At 42.0% G+C, this 19,549-nt stretch carries 17 protein-coding genes; 8 read left to right on the top strand and 9 right to left on the bottom strand.

Translation table 11 applies throughout. The features are described 5' to 3' along the window. Nucleotides 1-209 precede the first annotated feature (209 nt). Nucleotides 210-539, bottom strand: a complete 330-nt coding sequence (locus RM347_RS04430; protein WP_322721487.1) for a hypothetical protein — start codon at nt 537-539, stop codon at nt 210-212. A 542-nt stretch (nt 540-1,081) separates the two neighbouring features. On the opposite strand from RM347_RS04430, the gene RM347_RS04425 reads away from it, so the two are divergent. Then, a complete protein-coding gene (locus RM347_RS04425) occupies nt 1,082-1,855 on the top strand; it encodes an MlaE family lipid ABC transporter permease subunit (RefSeq protein WP_322721486.1) in 774 nt (257 codons plus the stop codon). A gap of 238 nt (nt 1,856-2,093) precedes the next feature. Here the strand turns inward: RM347_RS04425 and RM347_RS04420 are convergent, their stop codons facing one another. After that, on the bottom strand, nt 2,094-2,540 hold the full coding sequence (locus tag RM347_RS04420; RefSeq protein WP_322721485.1) for a hypothetical protein: 447 nt from the start codon (nt 2,538-2,540) through the stop codon (nt 2,094-2,096). Between the two features lie 398 nt (nt 2,541-2,938). Between RM347_RS04420 and cruF the strand changes: the two genes are divergently transcribed. Beyond that, nucleotides 2,939-3,847 (top strand): gamma-carotene 1'-hydroxylase CruF, encoded by a 909-nt coding sequence (cruF, locus tag RM347_RS04415; protein WP_322721484.1) that lies wholly within the window; start codon nt 2,939-2,941, stop codon nt 3,845-3,847. Nucleotides 3,848-4,109: 262 nt separating this feature from the next. Next, the gene (gene cruG, locus RM347_RS04410; protein WP_322721483.1) at nt 4,110-5,333 is read left to right on the top strand and encodes a 2'-O-glycosyltransferase CruG; all 1,224 of its coding nucleotides are present in this window, start codon (nt 4,110-4,112) and stop codon (nt 5,331-5,333) included. A gap of 74 nt (nt 5,334-5,407) precedes the next feature. On the opposite strand, the gene rnhA is transcribed toward cruG, so the two are convergent. Continuing rightward, nucleotides 5,408-6,316, bottom strand: a complete 909-nt coding sequence (gene rnhA / locus RM347_RS04405) for a ribonuclease HI (RefSeq protein WP_322721482.1) — start codon at nt 6,314-6,316, stop codon at nt 5,408-5,410. A gap of 744 nt (nt 6,317-7,060) precedes the next feature. On the opposite strand from rnhA, the gene RM347_RS04400 reads away from it, so the two are divergent. Further along, the gene (locus RM347_RS04400) at nt 7,061-7,201 is read left to right on the top strand and encodes a hypothetical protein (RefSeq protein WP_322721481.1); all 141 of its coding nucleotides are present in this window, start codon (nt 7,061-7,063) and stop codon (nt 7,199-7,201) included. A gap of 657 nt (nt 7,202-7,858) precedes the next feature. Here the strand turns inward: RM347_RS04400 and RM347_RS04395 are convergent. From RM347_RS04395 to RM347_RS04385, 3 genes are all read right to left on the bottom strand, one after another. Continuing rightward, on the bottom strand, nt 7,859-8,839 hold the full coding sequence (locus RM347_RS04395) for an aldo/keto reductase (RefSeq protein WP_322721480.1): 981 nt from the start codon (nt 8,837-8,839) through the stop codon (nt 7,859-7,861). A gap of 158 nt (nt 8,840-8,997) precedes the next feature. Further along, the gene (locus RM347_RS04390) at nt 8,998-9,477 is read right to left on the bottom strand and encodes a hypothetical protein (protein WP_322721479.1); all 480 of its coding nucleotides are present in this window, start codon (nt 9,475-9,477) and stop codon (nt 8,998-9,000) included. 114 nt (nt 9,478-9,591) lie between these two features. Continuing rightward, entirely contained in the window at nt 9,592-9,855 is a 264-nt protein-coding gene (locus RM347_RS04385) for a type II toxin-antitoxin system Phd/YefM family antitoxin (RefSeq protein WP_322721478.1), read from the bottom strand. A gap of 195 nt (nt 9,856-10,050) precedes the next feature. On the opposite strand from RM347_RS04385, the gene RM347_RS04380 reads away from it, so the two are divergent. Next, nucleotides 10,051-10,281, top strand: a complete 231-nt coding sequence (locus RM347_RS04380; RefSeq protein WP_322721477.1) for an addiction module protein — start codon at nt 10,051-10,053, stop codon at nt 10,279-10,281. Beyond that, entirely contained in the window at nt 10,278-10,583 is a 306-nt protein-coding gene (locus RM347_RS04375) for a type II toxin-antitoxin system RelE/ParE family toxin (protein WP_322721476.1), read from the top strand. Before RM347_RS04380 ends, RM347_RS04375 begins: the two co-directional genes overlap by 4 nt. A gap of 48 nt (nt 10,584-10,631) precedes the next feature. Here RM347_RS04375 and RM347_RS04370 read toward each other — a convergent pair whose 3' ends face one another. Next, nucleotides 10,632-12,869: an FUSC family protein gene (locus RM347_RS04370; protein ID WP_322721475.1), complete on the bottom strand. Its 2,238-nt coding sequence runs from the start codon at nt 12,867-12,869 to the stop codon at nt 10,632-10,634. Between the two features lie 630 nt (nt 12,870-13,499). Here RM347_RS04370 and glgP point away from each other — a divergent pair. Next, nucleotides 13,500-15,713 carry an alpha-glucan family phosphorylase gene (gene glgP, locus RM347_RS04365; RefSeq protein WP_322721474.1) on the top strand — a complete coding sequence of 738 codons (2,214 nt, stop codon included), beginning with the start codon at nt 13,500-13,502 and terminating at the stop codon, nt 15,711-15,713. Nucleotides 15,714-15,913: 200 nt separating this feature from the next. After that, on the top strand, nt 15,914-16,690 hold the full coding sequence (locus RM347_RS04360) for a Uma2 family endonuclease (protein WP_322721473.1): 777 nt from the start codon (nt 15,914-15,916) through the stop codon (nt 16,688-16,690). 196 nt (nt 16,691-16,886) lie between these two features. Here RM347_RS04360 and RM347_RS04355 read toward each other — a convergent pair whose 3' ends face one another. Both RM347_RS04355 and RM347_RS04350 read right to left on the bottom strand, forming a co-directional pair. Then, nucleotides 16,887-19,034, bottom strand: coding sequence for a hypothetical protein (locus RM347_RS04355; protein ID WP_322721472.1), 2,148 nt, complete (start codon nt 19,032-19,034; stop codon nt 16,887-16,889). A gap of 384 nt (nt 19,035-19,418) precedes the next feature. Continuing rightward, the gene (locus RM347_RS04350; RefSeq protein ID WP_322721471.1) at nt 19,419-19,544 is read right to left on the bottom strand and encodes a hypothetical protein; all 126 of its coding nucleotides are present in this window, start codon (nt 19,542-19,544) and stop codon (nt 19,419-19,421) included. Between the last annotated feature and the right edge of the window lie 5 nt (nt 19,545-19,549).

Raw genomic sequence — 19,549 nt, 5'->3', positions numbered from 1 at the left:
GTTATCGATTCCGGAAAATTAACTAAGAATTTTTGAGTAGCCTTCCTTCGTCTCCTAAAATACGGCAACCGACTGGTAGCGTTAGCGTGTAGGATTTAAAATATTGATTTTCCGACTTTTGCTGATGAACAATGCATTTGGTAGCTGGCAAGAATGGCTAACAGTATTCGCCTATCTAGGTTTCACCGTTTTCATTATCTGGCGCGTGTTTACCGCCGAGAAGAATTAAAAAAGCTGCATATCATCTCACCAGGGTCTTTTTGCTCAAAGGGCAAAACAGTCCCATTTTGTTGAACCTTGACTCGTTCACGACAATTATAAACCTCGGTGGGTCTTTTTACTCCATCTACACTAACGGTTGCCCTGTATTCCCAATAATTTTTAGCACTTCGGTTGATACTGAGAATGCAAATCTGGTGGCGTAGGTGTAGCCCATCGTAGACATCGTAATTGCGGCATACAGATGCAAAAGCCGGATATCCCACGGAGAAAGACAGTATTAATAACAACAAAAATATTATGTATTTAATCCTGCTCATAAAAAATTATTTAAGATTATTTGGAAATATTATTAAATTTTTAAACCCTTTGAGTTGAGTTAATTACTTCTCTCAGTTGACAGAACAGAGATTGCAACTCTTTAGCACACAAAGCATGAGGCCAGCAGCAAAAAAGCTCACAATACCATAGGTGCTATTTTCCGCTAAAGTTTACTAACCTAAACTGAACCATACCCAAACACCTCCTTTACATTGAGGGTAAACATCTAGTGCGTCTGTTCATGTACCATACCCTAATACCCAATACTTTTCGGTTAACGGGAAAAGGGTTTGAATTTACCTTTACCCGCAAGCCCATTAACCTTTCCCCAGACCAAAAGCGAGATTGTTGGGTTTCTCCGAAAAGTATTGCTCTAATACCAATTCGTAATATCCTACGGGAAGCCGCCCCTTGTGCGTCTACGTAATTGAGAAAGTCAGATTACATCTGGCTGGGTTTTCGCCATTTGTATCTGTAGTCTTATTTTGGAGAGTTGACATGACATAATGTGCAAAAAAAGTCAGTCTTAAGGACGTTAAAATTGCAACCAAAAACAAATTTCGAGCAATCTGGAATTGGACGCTGTTTGGCAGCAGTACTGCTTTTCGGTCAAGTGTGGCTACATTTGCTCCAAGGAAAAACTTGCTACCGCAAGATTCTGCAACATCTGGTGAGTGCTGGGCCAGCTTCTATCTCTCCAGTTCTCCTTGTCAGCGGTTTTGCAGGAATGATTTTTACTATTCAGACGGCGAGGGAATTAGTGCGATTTGGTGCTGAAAATGCAGTGGGAGGTGCTTTTGCCTTAGCTTTTTGTAGAGAGTTGGCTCCAATTTTGACTGCTAGTATTATGGCGGGACAAGTTGGTTCTGCTTTTGCAGCAGAAATAGGTGCAATGCGAGTGACTGAGCAAATTGATGCACTTTATATGCTCAAAACTGATCCCATTGATTATCTAGTACTTCCTAGAGTAATTGCTTGTTGTTTGATGGTGCCTTTGATGACGATTTTGGCTTTAGTTACGGGCATCATCGGCGGAGTTTTTGCCGCATCAAAGTTTTACCAAATTATTCCCGAAACATTTTTAGAATCAGTCAGAAATTTTTTAGAACCGTCAGATTTGTTTATTATTTTGCTAAAAGGCTTTCTTTTTGGGGCGCTGGTTGCTGTCATTGGCTGTAGTTGGGGGTTAACTACTAAGGGGGGCGCTAAGGAAGTAGGAGAATCTGCAACAAAAGCAGTTGTTACTAGCTGGGTATCAATTTTTATAATGGATTTTTTCTTATCTCTACTGCTGTTTGAACAGCCTGCATTTTGAATCCAAGTTTTGAAAAACAAGATTCCCGACTTTTTGAAGAAGTTGGGAATCTGAGCGAAAAAGAAGTTGCGGGTAACTAATGCTGGTTCTGAAGTGTTGGCGCAGCCCGCACTTCTCTACGAGAGGCTTCTCTTTCAGAGACGCTAACGCGAACGCCAACGACTACGCTCAGGGCAAGCCCCTTACCAGCCGCTCAGTGACCACCGCAGGCATCGCTAGCTTTTTTGGGTAGACTTCATCACGTTAGTGGAATTGAAGAATATATTAACTTGTAGATTAGTGCACCCAAAGCTAAACCTCCTAATGAAAAGATAGACGTAGTGCAAAAGGCTAGCCCTTCTCTAAGACCTGCTCTTTGAAAGTCTATCCTGACTAATATAGTTGCTGAAATAATGAGTAAAGTATCAAGAAATACCCGAAACCAGGCAATCATGATAAAGAATAAGAAAGCTGCTAAGACAGCAATGCCGAAAGACCTGGTATTTGATTGAAGCAAAATACTGTAGTAATAGGTCATTTTCGGCCAAGGAGCAGTCAACGTTACTATTAAAAGCAAGATAGCAACTACAGTTACCACCCACACAAACAGAGGAGCACGTGTTTCTGATATGACCCAGCCCAAAGTACTGTAACTAAGCAGTACTAGCGCCAGGGACACCCAAGGAACTCTTTTCAAAATTGACATGGGTTGATATTCCTAGTACAGGGTCAAGGTCTTATTGCATAACTAAGTGTAGTAACTAAAGACTTTATTTTGCTTGAGGGCTTGCTCAGTTGATGATGCTTGTCCTCCCTCAACGATGTCCTAGTATAAAACGGATTTTTCACCATCTGGGTATCAGTTATACAAGAAACCAGAAGTTCTTGCAGATGAAATTATGTAGATTTTGACTATATGGCTTAAACTAGTAAGTCTATCATCATATTTCTTATAGCTTCAATCAATAGGCTGTTATGCTCTTCCCAAGAAAGCCAAACAAGTTTGTCGAGAATTGCGGTACAAAGTAGTTAAATATGTTGTTAAACATTTGTAAACTGTTAGCAGCCGAGTAGCCGCGTGTCACATCTTGTTAAGGAATTATCATGAGACAACTTGTTATTGCTGAACGCGTATGCCTCATTGGTCATATCGTGTCAAAAGCCTTTGGACTGGTAGGGATGCTACTGGTCGTACCTAATGCCGAAATAATTTTAAATTTATCGCAGGTTGGAGAAACTGCCATACAGTTAAGTATGGCTGGCGGCGGTGTAGTTGATATTATCTTAGGGACAATAGCTGTCTCTATCTATGCCTACCGGACATTGGGATTGGGAAATTGGCTAGCATTTATGCTGCCGGCTATGTTTATCTCTTTGGGGAGTGAACTACTGGGAACTAGCACAGGTTTTCCATTTGGTGATTATAGCTACTTGAGTGGCTTGGGCTATAAGATTGGGGGGCTAGTTCCTTTCACAATTCCTTTATCTTGGTTTTATGTTGGGCTGTCTTCTTACTTAATTGCTAGAACTGGTTTGAAAGTGGCTCAAAAACCCAGTTGGGGACGCCATATTGCTGCTATAGCTGTTGGTGCTTTGCTCTTCACTTGCTGGGACTTTGCCCTTGAACCAGCTATGAGTCAAACTTCTCTGCCCTTCTGGTATTGGGAACATCCAGGAGCTTTCTTTGGTACACCTTACCAAAACTATGCGGGTTGGTTTGGTACTAGCGCACTGTTTATGAGTGTGGCAGGATTATTGTGGAGAAATTCTTCGATTAAATTAGAGCGATCGCAACTTAATCTGCCCTTAGTCGTTTATTTAACTAACTTTGCATTTGCCGCCGGACTCAGCTTGGCAGCTGGGTTCTCCATCCCTGTGTTGCTCGGCTTATTGCTAGGTGTGATACCTGCTGTGGCGCTGTGGTTAAGGAGTTCAACCACACCCGCTCAAGTTACTGTTGAACCAGTAAGCAAAGAAGTGTCAGTAGCAAAGGTTGAAGTTGCCTTAAAGTAAGCCGATAAATTAGGGAGTGGGGAATGAGGGAGCAGGGGAGGCAGTGCGGTCTTCTCTACGAGACGCTGCGCGATGGGGTTTCCCCAAGTAGAGCAACTGCCGTGGAGCAGGGGAGGCTGGGGGAGCGGGGGAGGCAAGGGGACAAGGTGACTTTAGTGAGAACTTGCAACAAGTCTTTCCCCTTGTCCCTAATTATCCTTGTCTCCTTGTCCTCTTTCTCATACCCAATGACAAATGACTAATGACTAATGACTAATGACTAATGACTAATGACAATGCTTTGATAGTAGAAAGCGCTATTTCTCTTTTATTGCTACTTATCCAAGTACCAGCAACGGCGATTCTATTTTCGCGCCTGTTAAAGGGGCCAAGACGCCATCCTCCAATAGAACCCCAACAGTCGACACCAGAGCTTTTGGGTAGGGTTAGCATTGTCGTTCCGACACTGAACGAGGCGCTTCGCATTAGTCCTCTGTTGGCTGGTTTAAGTCAGCAAAGCTATGAAGTTCGGGAAATTATGGTTGTAGACAGCAAGTCCAGTGATGGTACTCCCGACTTAGTAAAAGCCTCACAGCAGAAAGATCCGCGCTTTCGCCTGATGACAGATGATCCCTTACCCTCTGGTTGGGTGGGGCGTCCTTGGGCGTTGCATAACGGTTTTCTATATAGCTCAGAAGCTAGTCACTGGTTTCTTGGGCTGGATGCTGATATCCAACCACATCCTGGTTTAGTTGCTGGTTTGGTGAAGACGGCTGAAGCACAAGGCTACGATCTCGTTTCTCTTTCACCCCAGTTCATCCTTAAATATCCTGGGGAGTGCTGGTTACAACCAGCTTTGTTGATGACTCTGCTTTACCGATTTGACCCAGCGGGGATCAATACAGAGCAGCCAGAACGGGTGATGGCAAATGGGCAGTGTTTTTTGTGTCGTCGCTCCGTTTTAGCTGCTGTGGGTGGTTACAGCACTGCGAGTGGTTCTTTTTGTGATGATGTAACATTGGCACGGAATATTGCTATCCAAGGGTATAAAGTCGGCTTTTTAGACGGCGCCAAGGTGCTGAAGGTACGGATGTATGAAGGGGCAATAGAGACGTGGAAGGAATGGGGGCGCAGTCTTGACCTCAAAGATGCAACTTCTCGTTCTCAGTTGTGGGGGGATTTATGGCTACTCACATCTGTTCAAGGTTTACCCCTTTTGATTGTCCTTGGTTTCTTGTTGATTTCTCCTTCACTATCCGACTCGCTACAGACGCGATTAATCGCGTCTCTACCCACCCCCACACTCCTGCTGCTGGGACTGAATTTATTCCTGCTGGTGATTCGCTTTGCTATGCTGATAGCGATTGCACCTTCTTACGATCGCACAAGCGCTAAAGGCAGCTGGTTATTCTGGCTTTCCCCTTTGGCTGATCCCTTAGCTGTGCTGCGAATCTACTTATCTGCGTTCCGCACCCCGCGCGAATGGCGAGGACGCAAGTATATATAGTCGGGCATTGGGCATTGGGCATTAGTCATTAAGTCATTAATTATTCTCCCTCTGCCCCCTGCCCCCTACCTCCTCTACTCCTCTTCACCTCCTACTTGATCCCCGCGTTCCAATTCCCAAAGAATTTGATTTCCTTCACGGCGTACCCGTGAGACTATCCAATTTCGCCAGCGCCATTGATCTCCCCGACTGGTTACAGCGCTGGCATGAACATCCATCAAGTCTGCTAACTCAGAACTGGTGATTAAGTAGCCTTTTTCAGAAATTTCGTCAGCTATACGCAGAGTTTCGACCAAGCTGCGGAGTTGCGAAACCCTCATTTCTGGCGGTTTTTCATCGGTTGCGGCCGCAGTTGTCCCTGTTGATGGTTCCATAACGGTTATTTCTGGTGCAGAAGTACTGATTTGTTGCGAACTTTGGTTAATTATTCTGGAGTTTTTTTCATAATCAGCTACTTTTGCTACATTTAGTTCATTTATTGATGGTAAAGATTTGTAAATATTTGCGGGAGATAATTGTTGTAGGGAAGGGATTTTCCCACTGGCATAGGTGCGAGCGATCGCATCACAACGTTCGTTACCTATGTTACCAGAATGTCCTCGGACGTGTTGCCATTTTACCTGTTGGGTATTGAGTTCATCCAAGATTTCTAAAAGTTCTTGGTTTTGGACTGGTTTACCATCTGACTTTTTCCAGCCTTTCTTTTTCCAGCCTTTCACCCACTTGGTAACGCAGTTAATCAAGTATTCGCTATCGGTATGAAGGGTGATGGGTTGGTCTTGTTGAGATGTTTGCAGGAATTGGAGGGCGGCGATCGCAGCTTGCATCTCCATTTTATTATTAGTGGTATGAGGGGATGTATCGCCCATTTCGTGGATTGAGCCATCGCTGAAGTAGACGACAACACCCCAACCGCCAGGGCCAGGATTACCGGTGCAAGCTCCATCGGTGTATATGCTTTGAATTGTGGGTTGGATGGACATGGTTAGGGTATTGAACCGCAAAGGATGCTAAAAAGAGGCAGCGCGGTGCGGAGGTTCCCCCCCGTTGTGGCGACTGCCGTCGCGAAGGAAAAAGTTATTAGCGGCGAATCTTTTTAAACAATATCCAGGCTATTATATAGGACTCCTATTTGATTTTTTCAACAACAAAGGCAGATAGCGCAGCGTAAAGCCTTCGGCATGGCTTCGCTTAGAGCGAGTCCGCGTACCCCTACGGGGAAGCAAGCTACGCGCAGCGTCTCTTAGAGAGCTTCGGGCAGTTCTTGCATAAGGAATACTGCTTTCTGTCTCCTAACGTGATACTTGCACTGAGTCGTTGTGCAGTAATGAGAGCATCTTTCCGTTACCAATACTTCTTTTCTGTTAATCCTTTGGACTACACTTTGTCCAACACTCTACCCAGGCGGTCATCGTTTAAGGAATTGAAACCAGTTGTAGTTATTAACATCACGACTAACATCACACTTCAAGTTACTAAAATAACGAGTTTAGTTACCACGACTACGATTTTCGTTACAAACATCATTATTTTCGTTACATTCTTACGAGTTTAGTTACTACCACTACGATTTTCGTTACAAATATCATTATTTTAGTTGATATTGCTGAAGCTATCATTACATTCAATACCAAGTTCTGTGGATTTTACAAGGCTTTTAAGGGGCTTCCAACTAAAAAACTATCCCGTTGCATTTAAGGCTTGCCGTGACTTGTACTAAGCGACTTGTGCCGAGCGTTCGCGTAGCGTCTCGCAGAGAAGCCGAGGTAAGTCGAAGTAGCGTAGCCGAACGGGAGTTGGGAGCAGGGGGAAGGAACAGTCGCGTTAAGTCCAGAAATTGGGATAATTTATTTTTTGGAGTTCCCTAAGTTCCCATCTCAGTCATAGTTTAAGAAAACCTGCTGTAGAATAATGCACTTATAATTAGTTAGATAATTTGCCCATCAATAATGCTTAAGACTGCATAAAAAAAGTCCGCTTTTGCGGACTTTGGACATTGGATAAGGTTAAGTTGTCACCAAGAGTGTCTACAAGATGTTAGACTCAACTTTCATTTTTTCTTAGTAAACCTGAAAAATCAAGTTCTTCAGACTAGATATTAGGACATAACTCCTTGATTTAAGTCTTTTTTAGATGTTATCTAAAAATAGATTCTACGGAATTAGCATTCCGTAGATAGCCGATATTAAAGTGGTTCCAATACGGTTCGGTTAAGGCAAGAGACGCGATAAATCGCCGTCTCTACAAAGGACTGATTCTTGTAAAGACGGCGATTTATCGCGTCTTTGCGATTAGCGGCGTGTCATCAAAAAACCTTATCCGAACCGTATTGAAAGTGGTTCTTGACAAGATAATTAGTAAAATATTGCTGTAGCTTAATCTAATTAAAGTAGTTTATATTACTAGTTATTCAGACATAATTAAGAGATTAATGTCTGAAATTATGGAAAATCCAAGGATTTTTATTTTTATATTTAAACCAGGTTTTGCAATGATTCATATTCAAATTCAGTTACATTGAAATTTCACTTAGTTTGAAAGATATTTTGTACCATTTTTTTGTCTGTATTTGCCGCCGCCTTATCCAACTCTGCAATTTCACTAGCCTCTAATTGCCAACCCAACGCACCAAGATTCTCCCTCGCTTGTTCGACGCTCTTTGCTCCAGGGATGGGAATGGTTCCTTTACAAATGCACCAATTAATTGCTACCTGTGACATAGTTTTGTTTCTAGACTGTGCCACCTCTCGCAAACATCCCAAAAGCGATCGCATTCCTGGTAATATCTGCTTAAATAGCAGACCTCGGATGCCTTTAGGCAAAGGGCCTTGCTCAGAGTATTTTCCGGTCAGTAGTCCCAAAGCTAGAGGGCTGTAGGCAATCAATTTAATTCCCAGTTCATCACAAAGTTCTTTGAGCTTGAGTTGGGTGACAGGATATGTAGATAACAGAGAGTATTGAACTTGTAGAGTTGTAATCGGAACGCCTCGTTCAGCAAACTTTATCTGCACTTGCTTAAGCCGTTTGGGCCCATAATTGGATAGTCCCACTCCCTTAACCAGTCCTTGCTCATACACATCAGCCAGACCATCTAACAGCCCTTCCTCTTGCCAAGGAGCATAATTTGCTGTAGACCAGTGCATCTGTACCAAATCGACGTTTTTTCCCAGCCGTTGAGCAGATGACTTGCAAGCCCTTACCATTGATTGGCGTGTCCATCTCCACGGGTAAGCAGCAAGTTTAGTAGCAATACAAATATTTTCTTTGCCTGAACCTACATATTCTCGGTTAAATCGTCCCAGTAGTAACTCACTGCGACCATTCAATCTCCCAGTTCCGTAAGAATCACCTGTATCAAATAAAGTTACACCGTTGCTGACACAAAGGTTAAAGACGGCTTGCAACTGGTCATCCATACTTTCGTCATATCCCCAAAGCAGTTGGTTGCCCCAGGCCCAAGTTCCGCAGCCCATGCTTGGAAGAAAGAGTTTTTGGAGAGTCTGCATCTTTGCTCTGTGTAGATTGCCTTATTAATTATCAGGCATATAGCAAGCATTAACGCGCGAGTAGCATGATTAGCAGAGATTCACTTGGAAAAGTTTATGAATTCCAAAACCGGAGAGTTGCTCTCGATAGGAACAGCGTTGGTGAGTGAAACAGACTCTTACTGTATGTACAAGCTTAATTGACTTAAATTAATGAAGGATTCGCATATTTGAGAATTTGGAAAGGGTATAGCTTCAAACTGTACCACTCCAATTGCTTCAACGATTTGATTATTGTATTTTTCTACTTCATCTGGCGATCGCAACGATTGTTTATTCCAAGATGGGAAAATGCTGACCTTGGTATCATCCTCAAGCACTATTTGCGATTGTGTATAAAGTCCTTGAAAACCTGGAATTCCAGTAGATTGTGGGTCAGGTTTCCAGCTTTTTGATGTGTAACGTCCAATCAGTTTGACCTGTTGATTATTGAGACGAATTAAATCAGCACGTTTTTTTACTATTTCCAATTTGTTTGTAGGAGCTTCTTCATTATTTAACTGTGGTACTTTGCTAGTGGTGAGTTGAACTGGCGCAAATACAGCAAATATTATTGATACAGTTAAACTCGAAGCAAGAGCAATAAAGTGCAATACCATTTCCTTCTCCGTTTTTGATACAGGGATACTGCACTAAGAGAAATACACAACTAAGCGTGGACTGTTATATCGGGGTTCTAAATCCCCATCCATCTATACGACGGGGTACTTCACCTACTTGATATGCATGTAGTCGTGAAAGTCTTCCAAGTGGGTTTCGTCTTCAGACAGGATGGTTAGGGTTCCGATTGCGCTACCAGGCTGGCGAGGCTTGCGGGGTGGTTGGAGTTCGCCAATCAGTCTAGCGACAGTGCGTAGACGCGTAGCGGCTTGTCGTGAGACATCGCCGGAAAAAATCTGCACTTCTTCACCGGGTTGCAGACTTGCAATCAGTTCGGGTAAACGAAGTTGAGCTTCTGTTAATGGAATTCGTATCATTGTCTTGTGCTTCTATGCGATCATCGCTCTTGCTTAATTTTACAGGTATCTAGAATAAGGGCGGTTGATATAAGATTTTTTGATCGTCTGTTGTAAGGTTATTTGGGTTTTTGGATGCGATCGCAATTTATCTGTAAAGCAGTTACGATCTGATAGTTGAGTCTATAATGAGAATTCTTGGGGAGACTCCAAAGCATGAGTGAAACTGCCGAAAAACTTAAACTCGAACTTTCTCAGCTTTCTACAAAAGAACGTGCTGAAATTGCCTACTTTTTAATTCATTCTCTAGATGAGGGTATAGATGATAATCTAGAAACTGCTTGGGATACGGAATTAACCCAACGGTTGGAGGATATTAATTGCAAAACAGCTATTGGAGAATCATCATCTCAAGTTTTTTCTGAGTTACGAGAAAAGTATTCGTGAAGTTTATTGTTATCCACACCGAAGCTCGAAAGGAGCTTGACGCTGCAATAGCTTACTATGAAGCTCAAAAAGTAGGCTTGGGACTAAATTTACTGTCTGAAGTGGAAAAAGTTATTCTTAAAATTCAGCAAAACCCCAATTTAGGAACCCCACACAAGATTGAAGGAATACGTCGTTATGCTATTCAACGTTTTCCCTATCTGATTTTTTATACGGTGCTTGAAGAAGTGATTTGGGTTATTGCAATCGCGCATGGTAAGCGCAAACCGAATTACTGGAAACAAAGAAATATTGAAATTTAATAAAAAAGACTTAAAGAAATGACAGATCCAGTTATTATTAAATCTATTTTATTTAACTGATATTAGCCTTACCATCGCTGAGTGCATAGCAGTCAACCGCCGAACAATCTGGTCAATCTCCAAATCTAATATGCTGTAATCAATGACTGCTTGTCGAATGGGCGTATGTCCTTGATTGACAGCTAATTCTTCTATACGGGCTGTACGCAGTGCTTGCAGGTGCGGTTGGATTTTGTGCAGCGTTGCTTCTAAGTCAGGTAAGGGGGGTGGGGTAACTTCCTGCTGTACTGAATCAGCTAACTGCTCTAACAGTAGCGAAATTTGACGGATAAAGGTTTCTAATTCTGGGAGTGGCACTGTTCCTCGAAAATGTTCGAGATGTACTGCCAAAACTGTCACGGCGCTATTAAAACGTCCCATGTACGCTAGCAGCGTCATCACTGGTTCTACTAATTCTTTGTGCATTTCGGGTTCGCGCAGCAATCCTTGGAAGGAGGCTTGGGCATTGCCAATTGCTAGTCCAGTTTGTCGCCGTTGACTGATAATAGTAGAGTCACGCTCTTTTGTTCCCTGGTAAACAGCCATCACATCCTGAAAGTATTTGTGAGTTTCTCGCAAAGCAGTGGCGAGTTGACTGGGTAAGCGATCGCGTTCCCGATTTGGCAATATAAAATAATGACTTGCAAAAGCCAGTCCTGCTCCAATTAATGTATTCAACACGCGAAAGCCAGCAAATTCCCAACCAATGGGATGACCAATATCGATAATCAGTAAGACAAATATTGACAAGAAAACCACCGAATACCCATAGTTGAAACCGATTAGGGAAATGCCAAAAAAGACTGTCAGCAAAATGATGATGTCTAATATAGGTTTACTGGTAATAGTTGCAACTAGGACAGCGGCTAACACAGCTCCCAAGATAGTCCCGCCAACTCGCTGAAAAAACCGCTGAAAAGTTGCACCCAAGTTCGGTTTGAGGACTAGCATGATTGTCAGTGTCACCCAATACCCCATTGGTAAATTGGTAATGCTGTATAAGATTACGCCTACAGTTAGACTTACAGCAATGCGGAGAGCATGGCGAAAGATTGCTGAGTCTAAGGTGAGGTTTTCTTTGAGTAAATTTAAGAGCGATCGCTGTTCGTCTTCAACTAAAAGAAGTCTATCTACATGACGTTGACTCTTGTTGCTGCGATCTACCAGAGAGTTAGCTGTTTGAGCCGTGTATTGCAATTGCTTAATCAGCTTTTCGATCGTTAGCACCAGGTTAGTAAAAGCAACAAGAGTTGTGTAGTCTGTCTCACTCCCAGCAATTGCTTTTCTTTGCAGATTTTCTTGTTCCTTAAGTGCCTCACAGATGCGCTTGAGATTTCCTAGATCGATGCTGGCAGGCTTGCGAGATATGACTTTCGCTATGGCTTGGAGAATAACTGATATTTGTTCGAGTGCATCGTCTACTAATTGCTGAACAGCCTGATATTGCTGATGTTGGAAGTGAGTTTCTAGTAACTCTGTTAAGGCAATAACTGTGCCAAGCAAGCGATCGCCATCCTGAATTAACACCAACAATTGCTCATTCATCCAACTCCGCGCTGGCTGTCCAATTCTGACTGTACCTAAAGTAGTCCGTGCTGTCTCTAATGCCTGTCTAATTTCAAGAATATTTTCAGGTGTTGCCACCTTACCGAGAAATGCCTGAATGTAGTTGGCGATACCTCCGGTGGGCTGCGCCAACGCACTGAAGCAGTTAGCCAAAGCTATCCGTAATGGATCATAAGGTCTAAAGGGCCACATTACTAAGGAAAGGAGCATTGCCCATCCACCTGCAATGAGACATAGCAGCGATCGCATGAGTGCGACTTCCAAGTTTCCTGGCTGTGCGATCGTGGAAATAAATGATGTGCCTACCACCAGACCGACATTTGCACCAGCATTACCGTACAGCGACGCAAAACCTGAAGCAAGTCCCCAGACAAATGTCAGCACCACAGCTAGTACTGGAACACTAGCGACTAAAGTACCCACAAATACTGAAACAGCCATTCCCAAAGTAGCCGTCGCCATCGCCTTAGCTTTAATTTGGTAAGGGCCACCAACATTCGCTAAGTTGACAAAGTAAGCCATTAAACCGACAAATAATCCGCTTTCCCTTTGGTTGATTAATTGCCCAATTAGCATCGGAACCCCTAACGCTAACGCAGCTCGCAAGCCGTTAGATATAGCTGGTTTTCCTGGCTCTGACTGGAGCAGAAACCTGAGAAAATTACTTCGATTCAACTGCATTGTTTTTGTTAACAAAACAAAATTTATATCTGAATTTTCTTAATATTCTGATATATTCAGACTTATTTTAATTCATAGTAGGCATGTGGAGCTTTTATAGAAACTGAATCTTAGGATGCACATTTTGCCACTTTATAATTCATCCTTAATTCTTTGTTATATAGATATAAGGTTTACCGGGAATAACGTACAATTGCTGTGATTGGCGTATAAAAAGCATTATTTGGATGCAAATAGCTTTAGTCAAAATTGTCTATATATCAAGATATATCAATAATCTGAGTTACTTATTACTAACATTTAAACAAATATTAACAACAAAACAAAAAAGTTAAAATAATGTCAATGAATTTGATAGAAAAAAATATCAAAAGTGTCCAAAAATAGGGATAATTTTTAAAAGACAAAAACAATAAAAACCATTTAATTGGATAAGGTTTGATGTCGATAAACTGTTCCAACTTCAGGGGGAGAATTCAGCAAGTGAAGACTCCGGTGTTATAAACCTGAAGAAGAAATATAAGGAACTGGGGATTGGACATTGGGCATTGGGCATTGGTTTCGCCCAATCCCCAGTCCCCAATCCCCAATACATAGAGAAAAAGTTAAGCGCGAGGACATGGATTTAGTATGGCTAATAGCAGTGCAATCAACGCAGCACGACGCTTGAGTGAAAAGTTACCTTCACCGCTCAAGCGTTTGGCAGATTTGGCTTATAACTACTGGTGGAGTTGGAGTGGCGATCGCATCTCTTTATTCCAAACAATTGATCCCCAAGAATGGGAACGCTGTGGGCATAATGCAGTAGCGATTTTAGAGTCGGCAAGTTATGAGCGTCTGACGCAATTAGCAGAAGACCCATTTTACCTAAAGCAGATATCCGCCCTAGCGCGTGAGTTTGACCAATACATCAACCAGCAAGATACTTGGGTTAGTCGAGTTGCACCGCAAGTATCTGCATTGCGCCCCATTGCTTACTTTTGCGCTGAATTTGGCATCCATGAATCTCTACCAGTCTACTCTGGCGGCTTGGGAATTCTCGCTGGGGATCACCTAAAATCATCATCAGATTTGGGTGTGCCGTTGGTTGGTGTTGGCTTGTTGTATCGCCAAGGTTATTTTCGGCAACGTTTGAACCGCCACGGTTGGCAAGAAGATTATTATATTGACAATCCCTTCGGACACATGCCCCTGGAGTTAATTAAAAATGAGCAAGGGGAATCGGTCACTATCGAGTTACAAGTTCGCCAGCGGGTTGTAAAAGTGCAAATCTGGCGAGTGCAAGTTGGGCGAGTCACATTATATTTATTAGATAGCGATCGCAACGATAATGATCCCATTGACCGCTGGCTAACAGGACACTTATATGGCGGTAACTTGGAAACCCGCATCGCCCAAGAAGTCGTTTTGGGAATTGGTGGGGTTCGCGCCCTACACGCCTTGGGAATTGAACCTTCTGTCTATCACCTCAACGAAGGACACGCTGCATTCTGCACCTTAGAAATTGCCCGCTTAGAAATTGAGCGGACTGGCAAATCCTTCTACGACATCGAAGCTAAGGTACGGAACAGCTGTGTATTTACCACCCATACCCCCGTTCCCGCTGGTCATGATGTCTTCTCCCCCGATTTAATAGATTCCTTCTTTGCCAGCTATTGGCCGCAATTGCGACTTTCTCGCGAACAATTTTTGGCACTGGGTGCAAGGCGATTGGGCGATCCTTGGGAACCGTTTGGGATGACCGTTTTGGCATTGCGGATGTCTCGTGCTTGTAATGGTGTGAGTGAATTGCACGGTCAAGTTTCCCGTAAAATGTGGACAGTTCTCTATCCGCAGCGATCGGAAGACAAAGTACCAATTGGTTACATTACCAACGGCGTTCATGCACCCACTTGGACTGCACCCCTGTTAGGTGACTTATATAACGAATATTTGGGAGAAGACTGGAAAAATCGCGCCGTTGATCCTAAGATGTGGGCTAAAGTTGACGACATTCCCGACGAGGAACTGTGGTCACGGCATCTTATCCTCAAAGAAAGATTGATTGCCTTCACTCGTTATAAGGTGAAGAAATCACGGGAGTTGCGTGGCGAAAATTATGAACTCATTCAAGCAACTGAAAGACTACTTGATCCCAATGTGTTGACCATTGGATTTGCCAGACGCTTCAGCCCTTACAAACGCGGGGATCTGATTTTGCGCGATGCTCAACGCGCACTGAAGATTTTTGGCGATCGCTCACGTCCAGTACAGATTATCTTTGCAGGTAAAGCCCACCCAGCTGATGAGGAAGGTAAGCGGATTATCCAACGCTTGATGGAGTGGTGTCACAATTCCGGGATTATTAACCGAGTCGCCTTTATTGAAGATTACGACATTTACACTGGTCAAAAATTGGTGCAAGGTGTGGATGTTTGGTTGAATAATCCCCGTCGTCCTTTGGAAGCGTCTGGTACAAGTGGGCAAAAAGTCTGCTTTAACGGCGGTCTTAATTGCAGTGTCTTGGATGGCTGGTGGTGCGAAGGCTACCAAGCAGGGCCAGATGGTAAGGGAATTAACGGTTGGGCAATTGGTGAAGATGCTAATACTAGCGATCAACAATTGCAAGATCAGATTGATTCGCGATCGCTTTATCAGCTCTTAGAAGAAGAAATCGTTCCTCTATACTACGACCAAGATGCTCAAGGGATTCCTCACCGTTGGGTGCAGATGATGAAAACGTCGATTAAGACAAATGCGCCATTATTCAACACCGACAGAATGATTGCCGACTACGTTACACAAGTGTATGTCCCAGAGATTTCTAAGAGTGTGGAACCGATTTTAGCTAAAGTTCTACTTTAGAGCATGAAGGGGTAGGTTTTCTGCCAATACAGTTCAGAATGAGCAACAAAACCCTGATGTAGAGACGCGATTTATCGCGTCTTTAAAGACCAATCATCTACACCAATAACCCTTAACCCAACCGTATTGGGTTTTCTGTCCCTTTTTTTTGATCCTAGTATCGCAAGCGATAAGATCAAAAATAAATTCATGGTGTGTTTATGGCAACCCAACTCAGCCAAGCCAAATCACCAACAGAACTGGTAATCTCTTGGGAAGCCTTGCCCAAAGATTTTCAACTAGAGGATGAACCAGTGGAGAATACCGGTCAGCCACTTTTGGCTGGTACTTTGCGTGAAAGCCTAGAAATCAGTGGATTCATCCAACCCCAGATGTTGATAGCTTCAAACTTTGGTCTTTGTGCGACAGTCAACGGTCAATTTATTGCCAAAGCACCTGATTGGGTTTATGTGCCATCAGTTAATGAAGTGGTGGGTAATCGCAAAAGTTATACACCCAATTTAGAAGGAGATATCCCTGCGATCGTTATCGAATTTTTATCCGACACTGAGGGTGGAGAATATTCAGTCAAGCGAACTTATCCACCAGGAAAATGGTTTTTCTACGAGCAAATTTTGCAGATTCCCATCTACATCATTTTTGAACCAGATGGTGGTTTATTAGAATATTATCAACTGGAAAATAAACGCTATGAGTTAAAGCAACCTGACGAAAATGGTCGTCATTGGATTGATGTAATGGGCTTATTTTTGGGAACTTGGCAAGGCACAAAAGAAGCTCGCACTGGTTATTGGTTGCGCTGGTGGGATAAAGCTGGTAATTTGTTACCGTGGGCTGTGGAACAGATTGAACAAGAACGCCAGCGTGCTGAACAAGAACGCCAACGCGCTGAACAAGAACGCCAGCAAAAAGAACGACTGATTGCTTATTTGCAATCTCAGGGTATTGACCCGAATAACTTGCCTCCATTCGAGTAGAGGCAATTCATTAATTGCCCTTACGAAAATCATCCGATTTTGCAAAACCAACTAGTTTGCTATAACAATCCTGAATCATTCGTGAGAAACAAGAACCCCGACTTATTTGAAAAGTCGGGGTTCTGCGGGTTATAATTCTCACAATTGATATAGGATTGCTACAGAAATCCTACAACATTTTCTGAATGGATACTCATCATTCTGGGAATATCTTTTTGAGTTCAGAAATAATTTCATAGTTGCTCGTTTTCCACTCTTTCCATGCATTTTGAATGGCTTCTTTTTGTTCTTGAGTTAGCTGCCAAGAAAGTGGAGGATTAATTTTACCACGAGGAAATTTAACGGGAATATGCATAATTTCTACTCCTTTCTGACAAGATTTATCTTTCAAAAATTGCAGCATTTTTTCCTGCTCATCATGCTTGTAGCCACATTTATATTTGTCTGTCAAAAGTTCGATATTTAATGTATTGCCTTCGTTCTGCGTCGAACTACGAACATTTAATAAAGCGAGCAATGAACCAATGACTTCCATTTGCCATCCGGGAGCGCCTTTTTCTTTTTCGGGATTCTCATCATCAGGAAAAGCATTGATTTGTAATAAAATAACTTTTTTGATTTGGTGAGATTGAGCAGATTCTAATAGTTGATCGAGTAATTCTATGCTAGTACCAATACCAAAATTATCGAAGTAACCACCATCACCTATATGATAATTCCATCTACTTTCTTGACTAGGACGACACACAGGAGATACATAAGGAAAAGTAGCAGATAATCTTGCGGCTGTTGTCACATCAATATCATATTCTGGGTAAAGGGTATTAAAATCTATAGACTTGCAATTCTCATGCTTACTAAAAGTCATTGGACTAACTAAAAAACGCCGTCCATCTTCAACTAAAGTTGCATTAAAAATAGGAATAGGAATAATTCCTTGGTCAATTTTCTCACTCCAGCTACCTAAACTTGCACTGGGATTTTTCATTTCCCCTTTCCAATCTATTTCGATAGCAGTACCACGGTCTTGCTCAGTTGCGGTATCATCCTCTTGCTCTTTTGGTATGACAAAAGGTAAACCAATAAAACGCAGTAAATCTGGATAAGCTAATCCCCAACCTGTAGCATCCAAACTATCTTCTGTAGCACTTTTAAAAATCTGTTTTAATTGATTTTCTTCTGGATAACCCTGATCTCCAAATCTATCCAAATAAAACATTGTTCCGACAGAACCACCAGAAACTGAGCTTATCCAACCAATGGCTTGGGTAAATTTAGATCCAAGTTCTTGTTGTAAACCAGTCAAAACTTTAGTTGTCCATCCAGATGCTTGAATACCTCCACCACTTGCACAAACTACTACTAAAGTTTTATCTTCACTTTGCTGATTTCTCAGACGTTGAGAGATAACATTAATCCACTTTTCTTCTGTCGGTTTTAACCAGTTATTTTTTGAGTATATTTTGTAAAAATGGTCTATTTTAAAAATAGTATAAGAAGCAGATGAGATTACTAAAAACAATAGCAATGTGGGAATACGAGATACGTCATTAAAGAAAGAAATTCCCCCTACCCACACTACCATGATTGACAAAATGAGAATAATATAAAAAAGCGCAGGAACTTCAAATCTATTACTAATTGAACGAGGTTTAAAGATAAAATAACCTAAACCATAAACAATTAATAGAAAGATGGAAAATACTGCTATTCCAGCAATTCCATAAGATAGATTACTATTTCCATCTATGTAACCTCTTTGTATCCTTTCTGGGAAAAAAGCAATTATTTTCAATAATACCTTTTCTAAAACTTGATTTGATTCAAAAAACTTTCTAGCAAAGTAAGCTGTTATTAGCACCAAAGCTCCAGCAACGACGCCAAATATAATTCCCCAACCTTCCCAGCTATGATCTGCTTCTTCTATTTCTTTCTTGGAAAGCTGAGTTGCCTTAATGGCAATTGGAAGACTTAAGATAATAGCGATTAAATATTGGAGCAATTCTGGAATTCCTTGCTGCTGAGGTACATCAAAACGAAGATGGGAATTATACAAGATGATATCGAAAACTTGTATTGTAGACAGTCCTGCTAAAACTGTACCTCCAATAACTAAAACCAACTGGTTATTAGCGCGAAGTACAAACAAGTTTTTCAGCATCGCTGATAAACCAGTATTAACTGAAATTGTTGGCAAGAACAACAGCAATAAGCCAACAATTATCGGGACTCGGAGAAAGAAAATATATTGCAATACACTGTAGAAGTTTTGTAGCATTAAACCCAGGAATGCCAGTCCCAACCACAAGACAATACCGTTAAAAACCTGTTGTCTTTTGTTCATGACAATTTTTTTAAATATACAAAGAGTTAATTGTTCATATTGGCTTATATCTTGCACCCAGCTTTCATATCAACGACAGTAAAAGGGAAAGTAATTACTCTATAAGATGTTTTACTTCCCTCAATAACAGTTAATATTAGAGGAGCAAGATATAAGCCAATAAAGTTTAATACACATGAACATATCAAAATTCCGCAAAAGATATTATGAAGTTATATTTAGTTAAGTGTTAAGTAGTGGTTAATATGTTGTGATACCAGAGTCTCAAAGATTTAGTTGTAATAGCGGTGCAAGCATAGGCAGGTTTTATCAGCCAACGAAATAATACGGGTTGTAGCGATCGTACTTTTGGGCTGATTGATAAGGTGAATTCTAGTAATAAATTTACCATAGCCGTTGGTTTCGACTACTTCGACTTACCTCGGCTTCGCTCGTCGGCACAAGTCGCTCAGTACAAGTTCGCTCAACCAACTGAGCAGTCGAGAGTTGAGCGAAGTCGAAACTCGTCAACAGAA

It is taken from the genome of Nostoc sp. ChiQUE02, from assembly GCF_034531305.2.
GTDB lineage: Bacteria > Cyanobacteriota > Cyanobacteriia > Cyanobacteriales > Nostocaceae > Nostoc.
Note: the sequence above shows the minus strand (reverse complement) of the source record. Positions and strands in the feature narration are given on the sequence as shown.

Bases quoted from the DNA above. Each gene is read 5' to 3' on its own strand.
- RM347_RS04420 (WP_322721485.1), bottom strand. From the start codon at position 2,540: ATGTCAATTTTGAAAAGAGTTCCTTGGGTGTCCCTGGCGCTAGTACTG.
- RM347_RS04370 (WP_322721475.1), bottom strand. From the start codon at position 12,869: ATGCAGTTGAATCGAAGTAATTTTCTCAGGTTTCTGCTCCAGTCAGAG.
- glgP (WP_322721474.1), top strand. From the start codon at position 13,500: ATGGCTAATAGCAGTGCAATCAACGCAGCACGACGCTTGAGTGAAAAG.
- RM347_RS04355 (WP_322721472.1), bottom strand. From the start codon at position 19,034: ATGAACAAAAGACAACAGGTTTTTAACGGTATTGTCTTGTGGTTGGGA.
- rnhA (WP_322721482.1), bottom strand. From the start codon at position 6,316: ATGTCCATCCAACCCACAATTCAAAGCATATACACCGATGGAGCTTGC.
- RM347_RS04395 (WP_322721480.1), bottom strand. From the start codon at position 8,839: ATGCAGACTCTCCAAAAACTCTTTCTTCCAAGCATGGGCTGCGGAACT.
- RM347_RS04360 (WP_322721473.1), top strand. From the start codon at position 15,914: ATGGCAACCCAACTCAGCCAAGCCAAATCACCAACAGAACTGGTAATC.
- RM347_RS04390 (WP_322721479.1), bottom strand. From the start codon at position 9,477: ATGGTATTGCACTTTATTGCTCTTGCTTCGAGTTTAACTGTATCAATA.
- cruG (WP_322721483.1), top strand. From the start codon at position 4,110: ATGACTAATGACAATGCTTTGATAGTAGAAAGCGCTATTTCTCTTTTA.
- RM347_RS04380 (WP_322721477.1), top strand. From the start codon at position 10,051: ATGAGTGAAACTGCCGAAAAACTTAAACTCGAACTTTCTCAGCTTTCT.
- cruF (WP_322721484.1), top strand. From the start codon at position 2,939: ATGAGACAACTTGTTATTGCTGAACGCGTATGCCTCATTGGTCATATC.
- RM347_RS04430 (WP_322721487.1), bottom strand. From the start codon at position 539: ATGAGCAGGATTAAATACATAATATTTTTGTTGTTATTAATACTGTCT.
- RM347_RS04385 (WP_322721478.1), bottom strand. From the start codon at position 9,855: ATGATACGAATTCCATTAACAGAAGCTCAACTTCGTTTACCCGAACTG.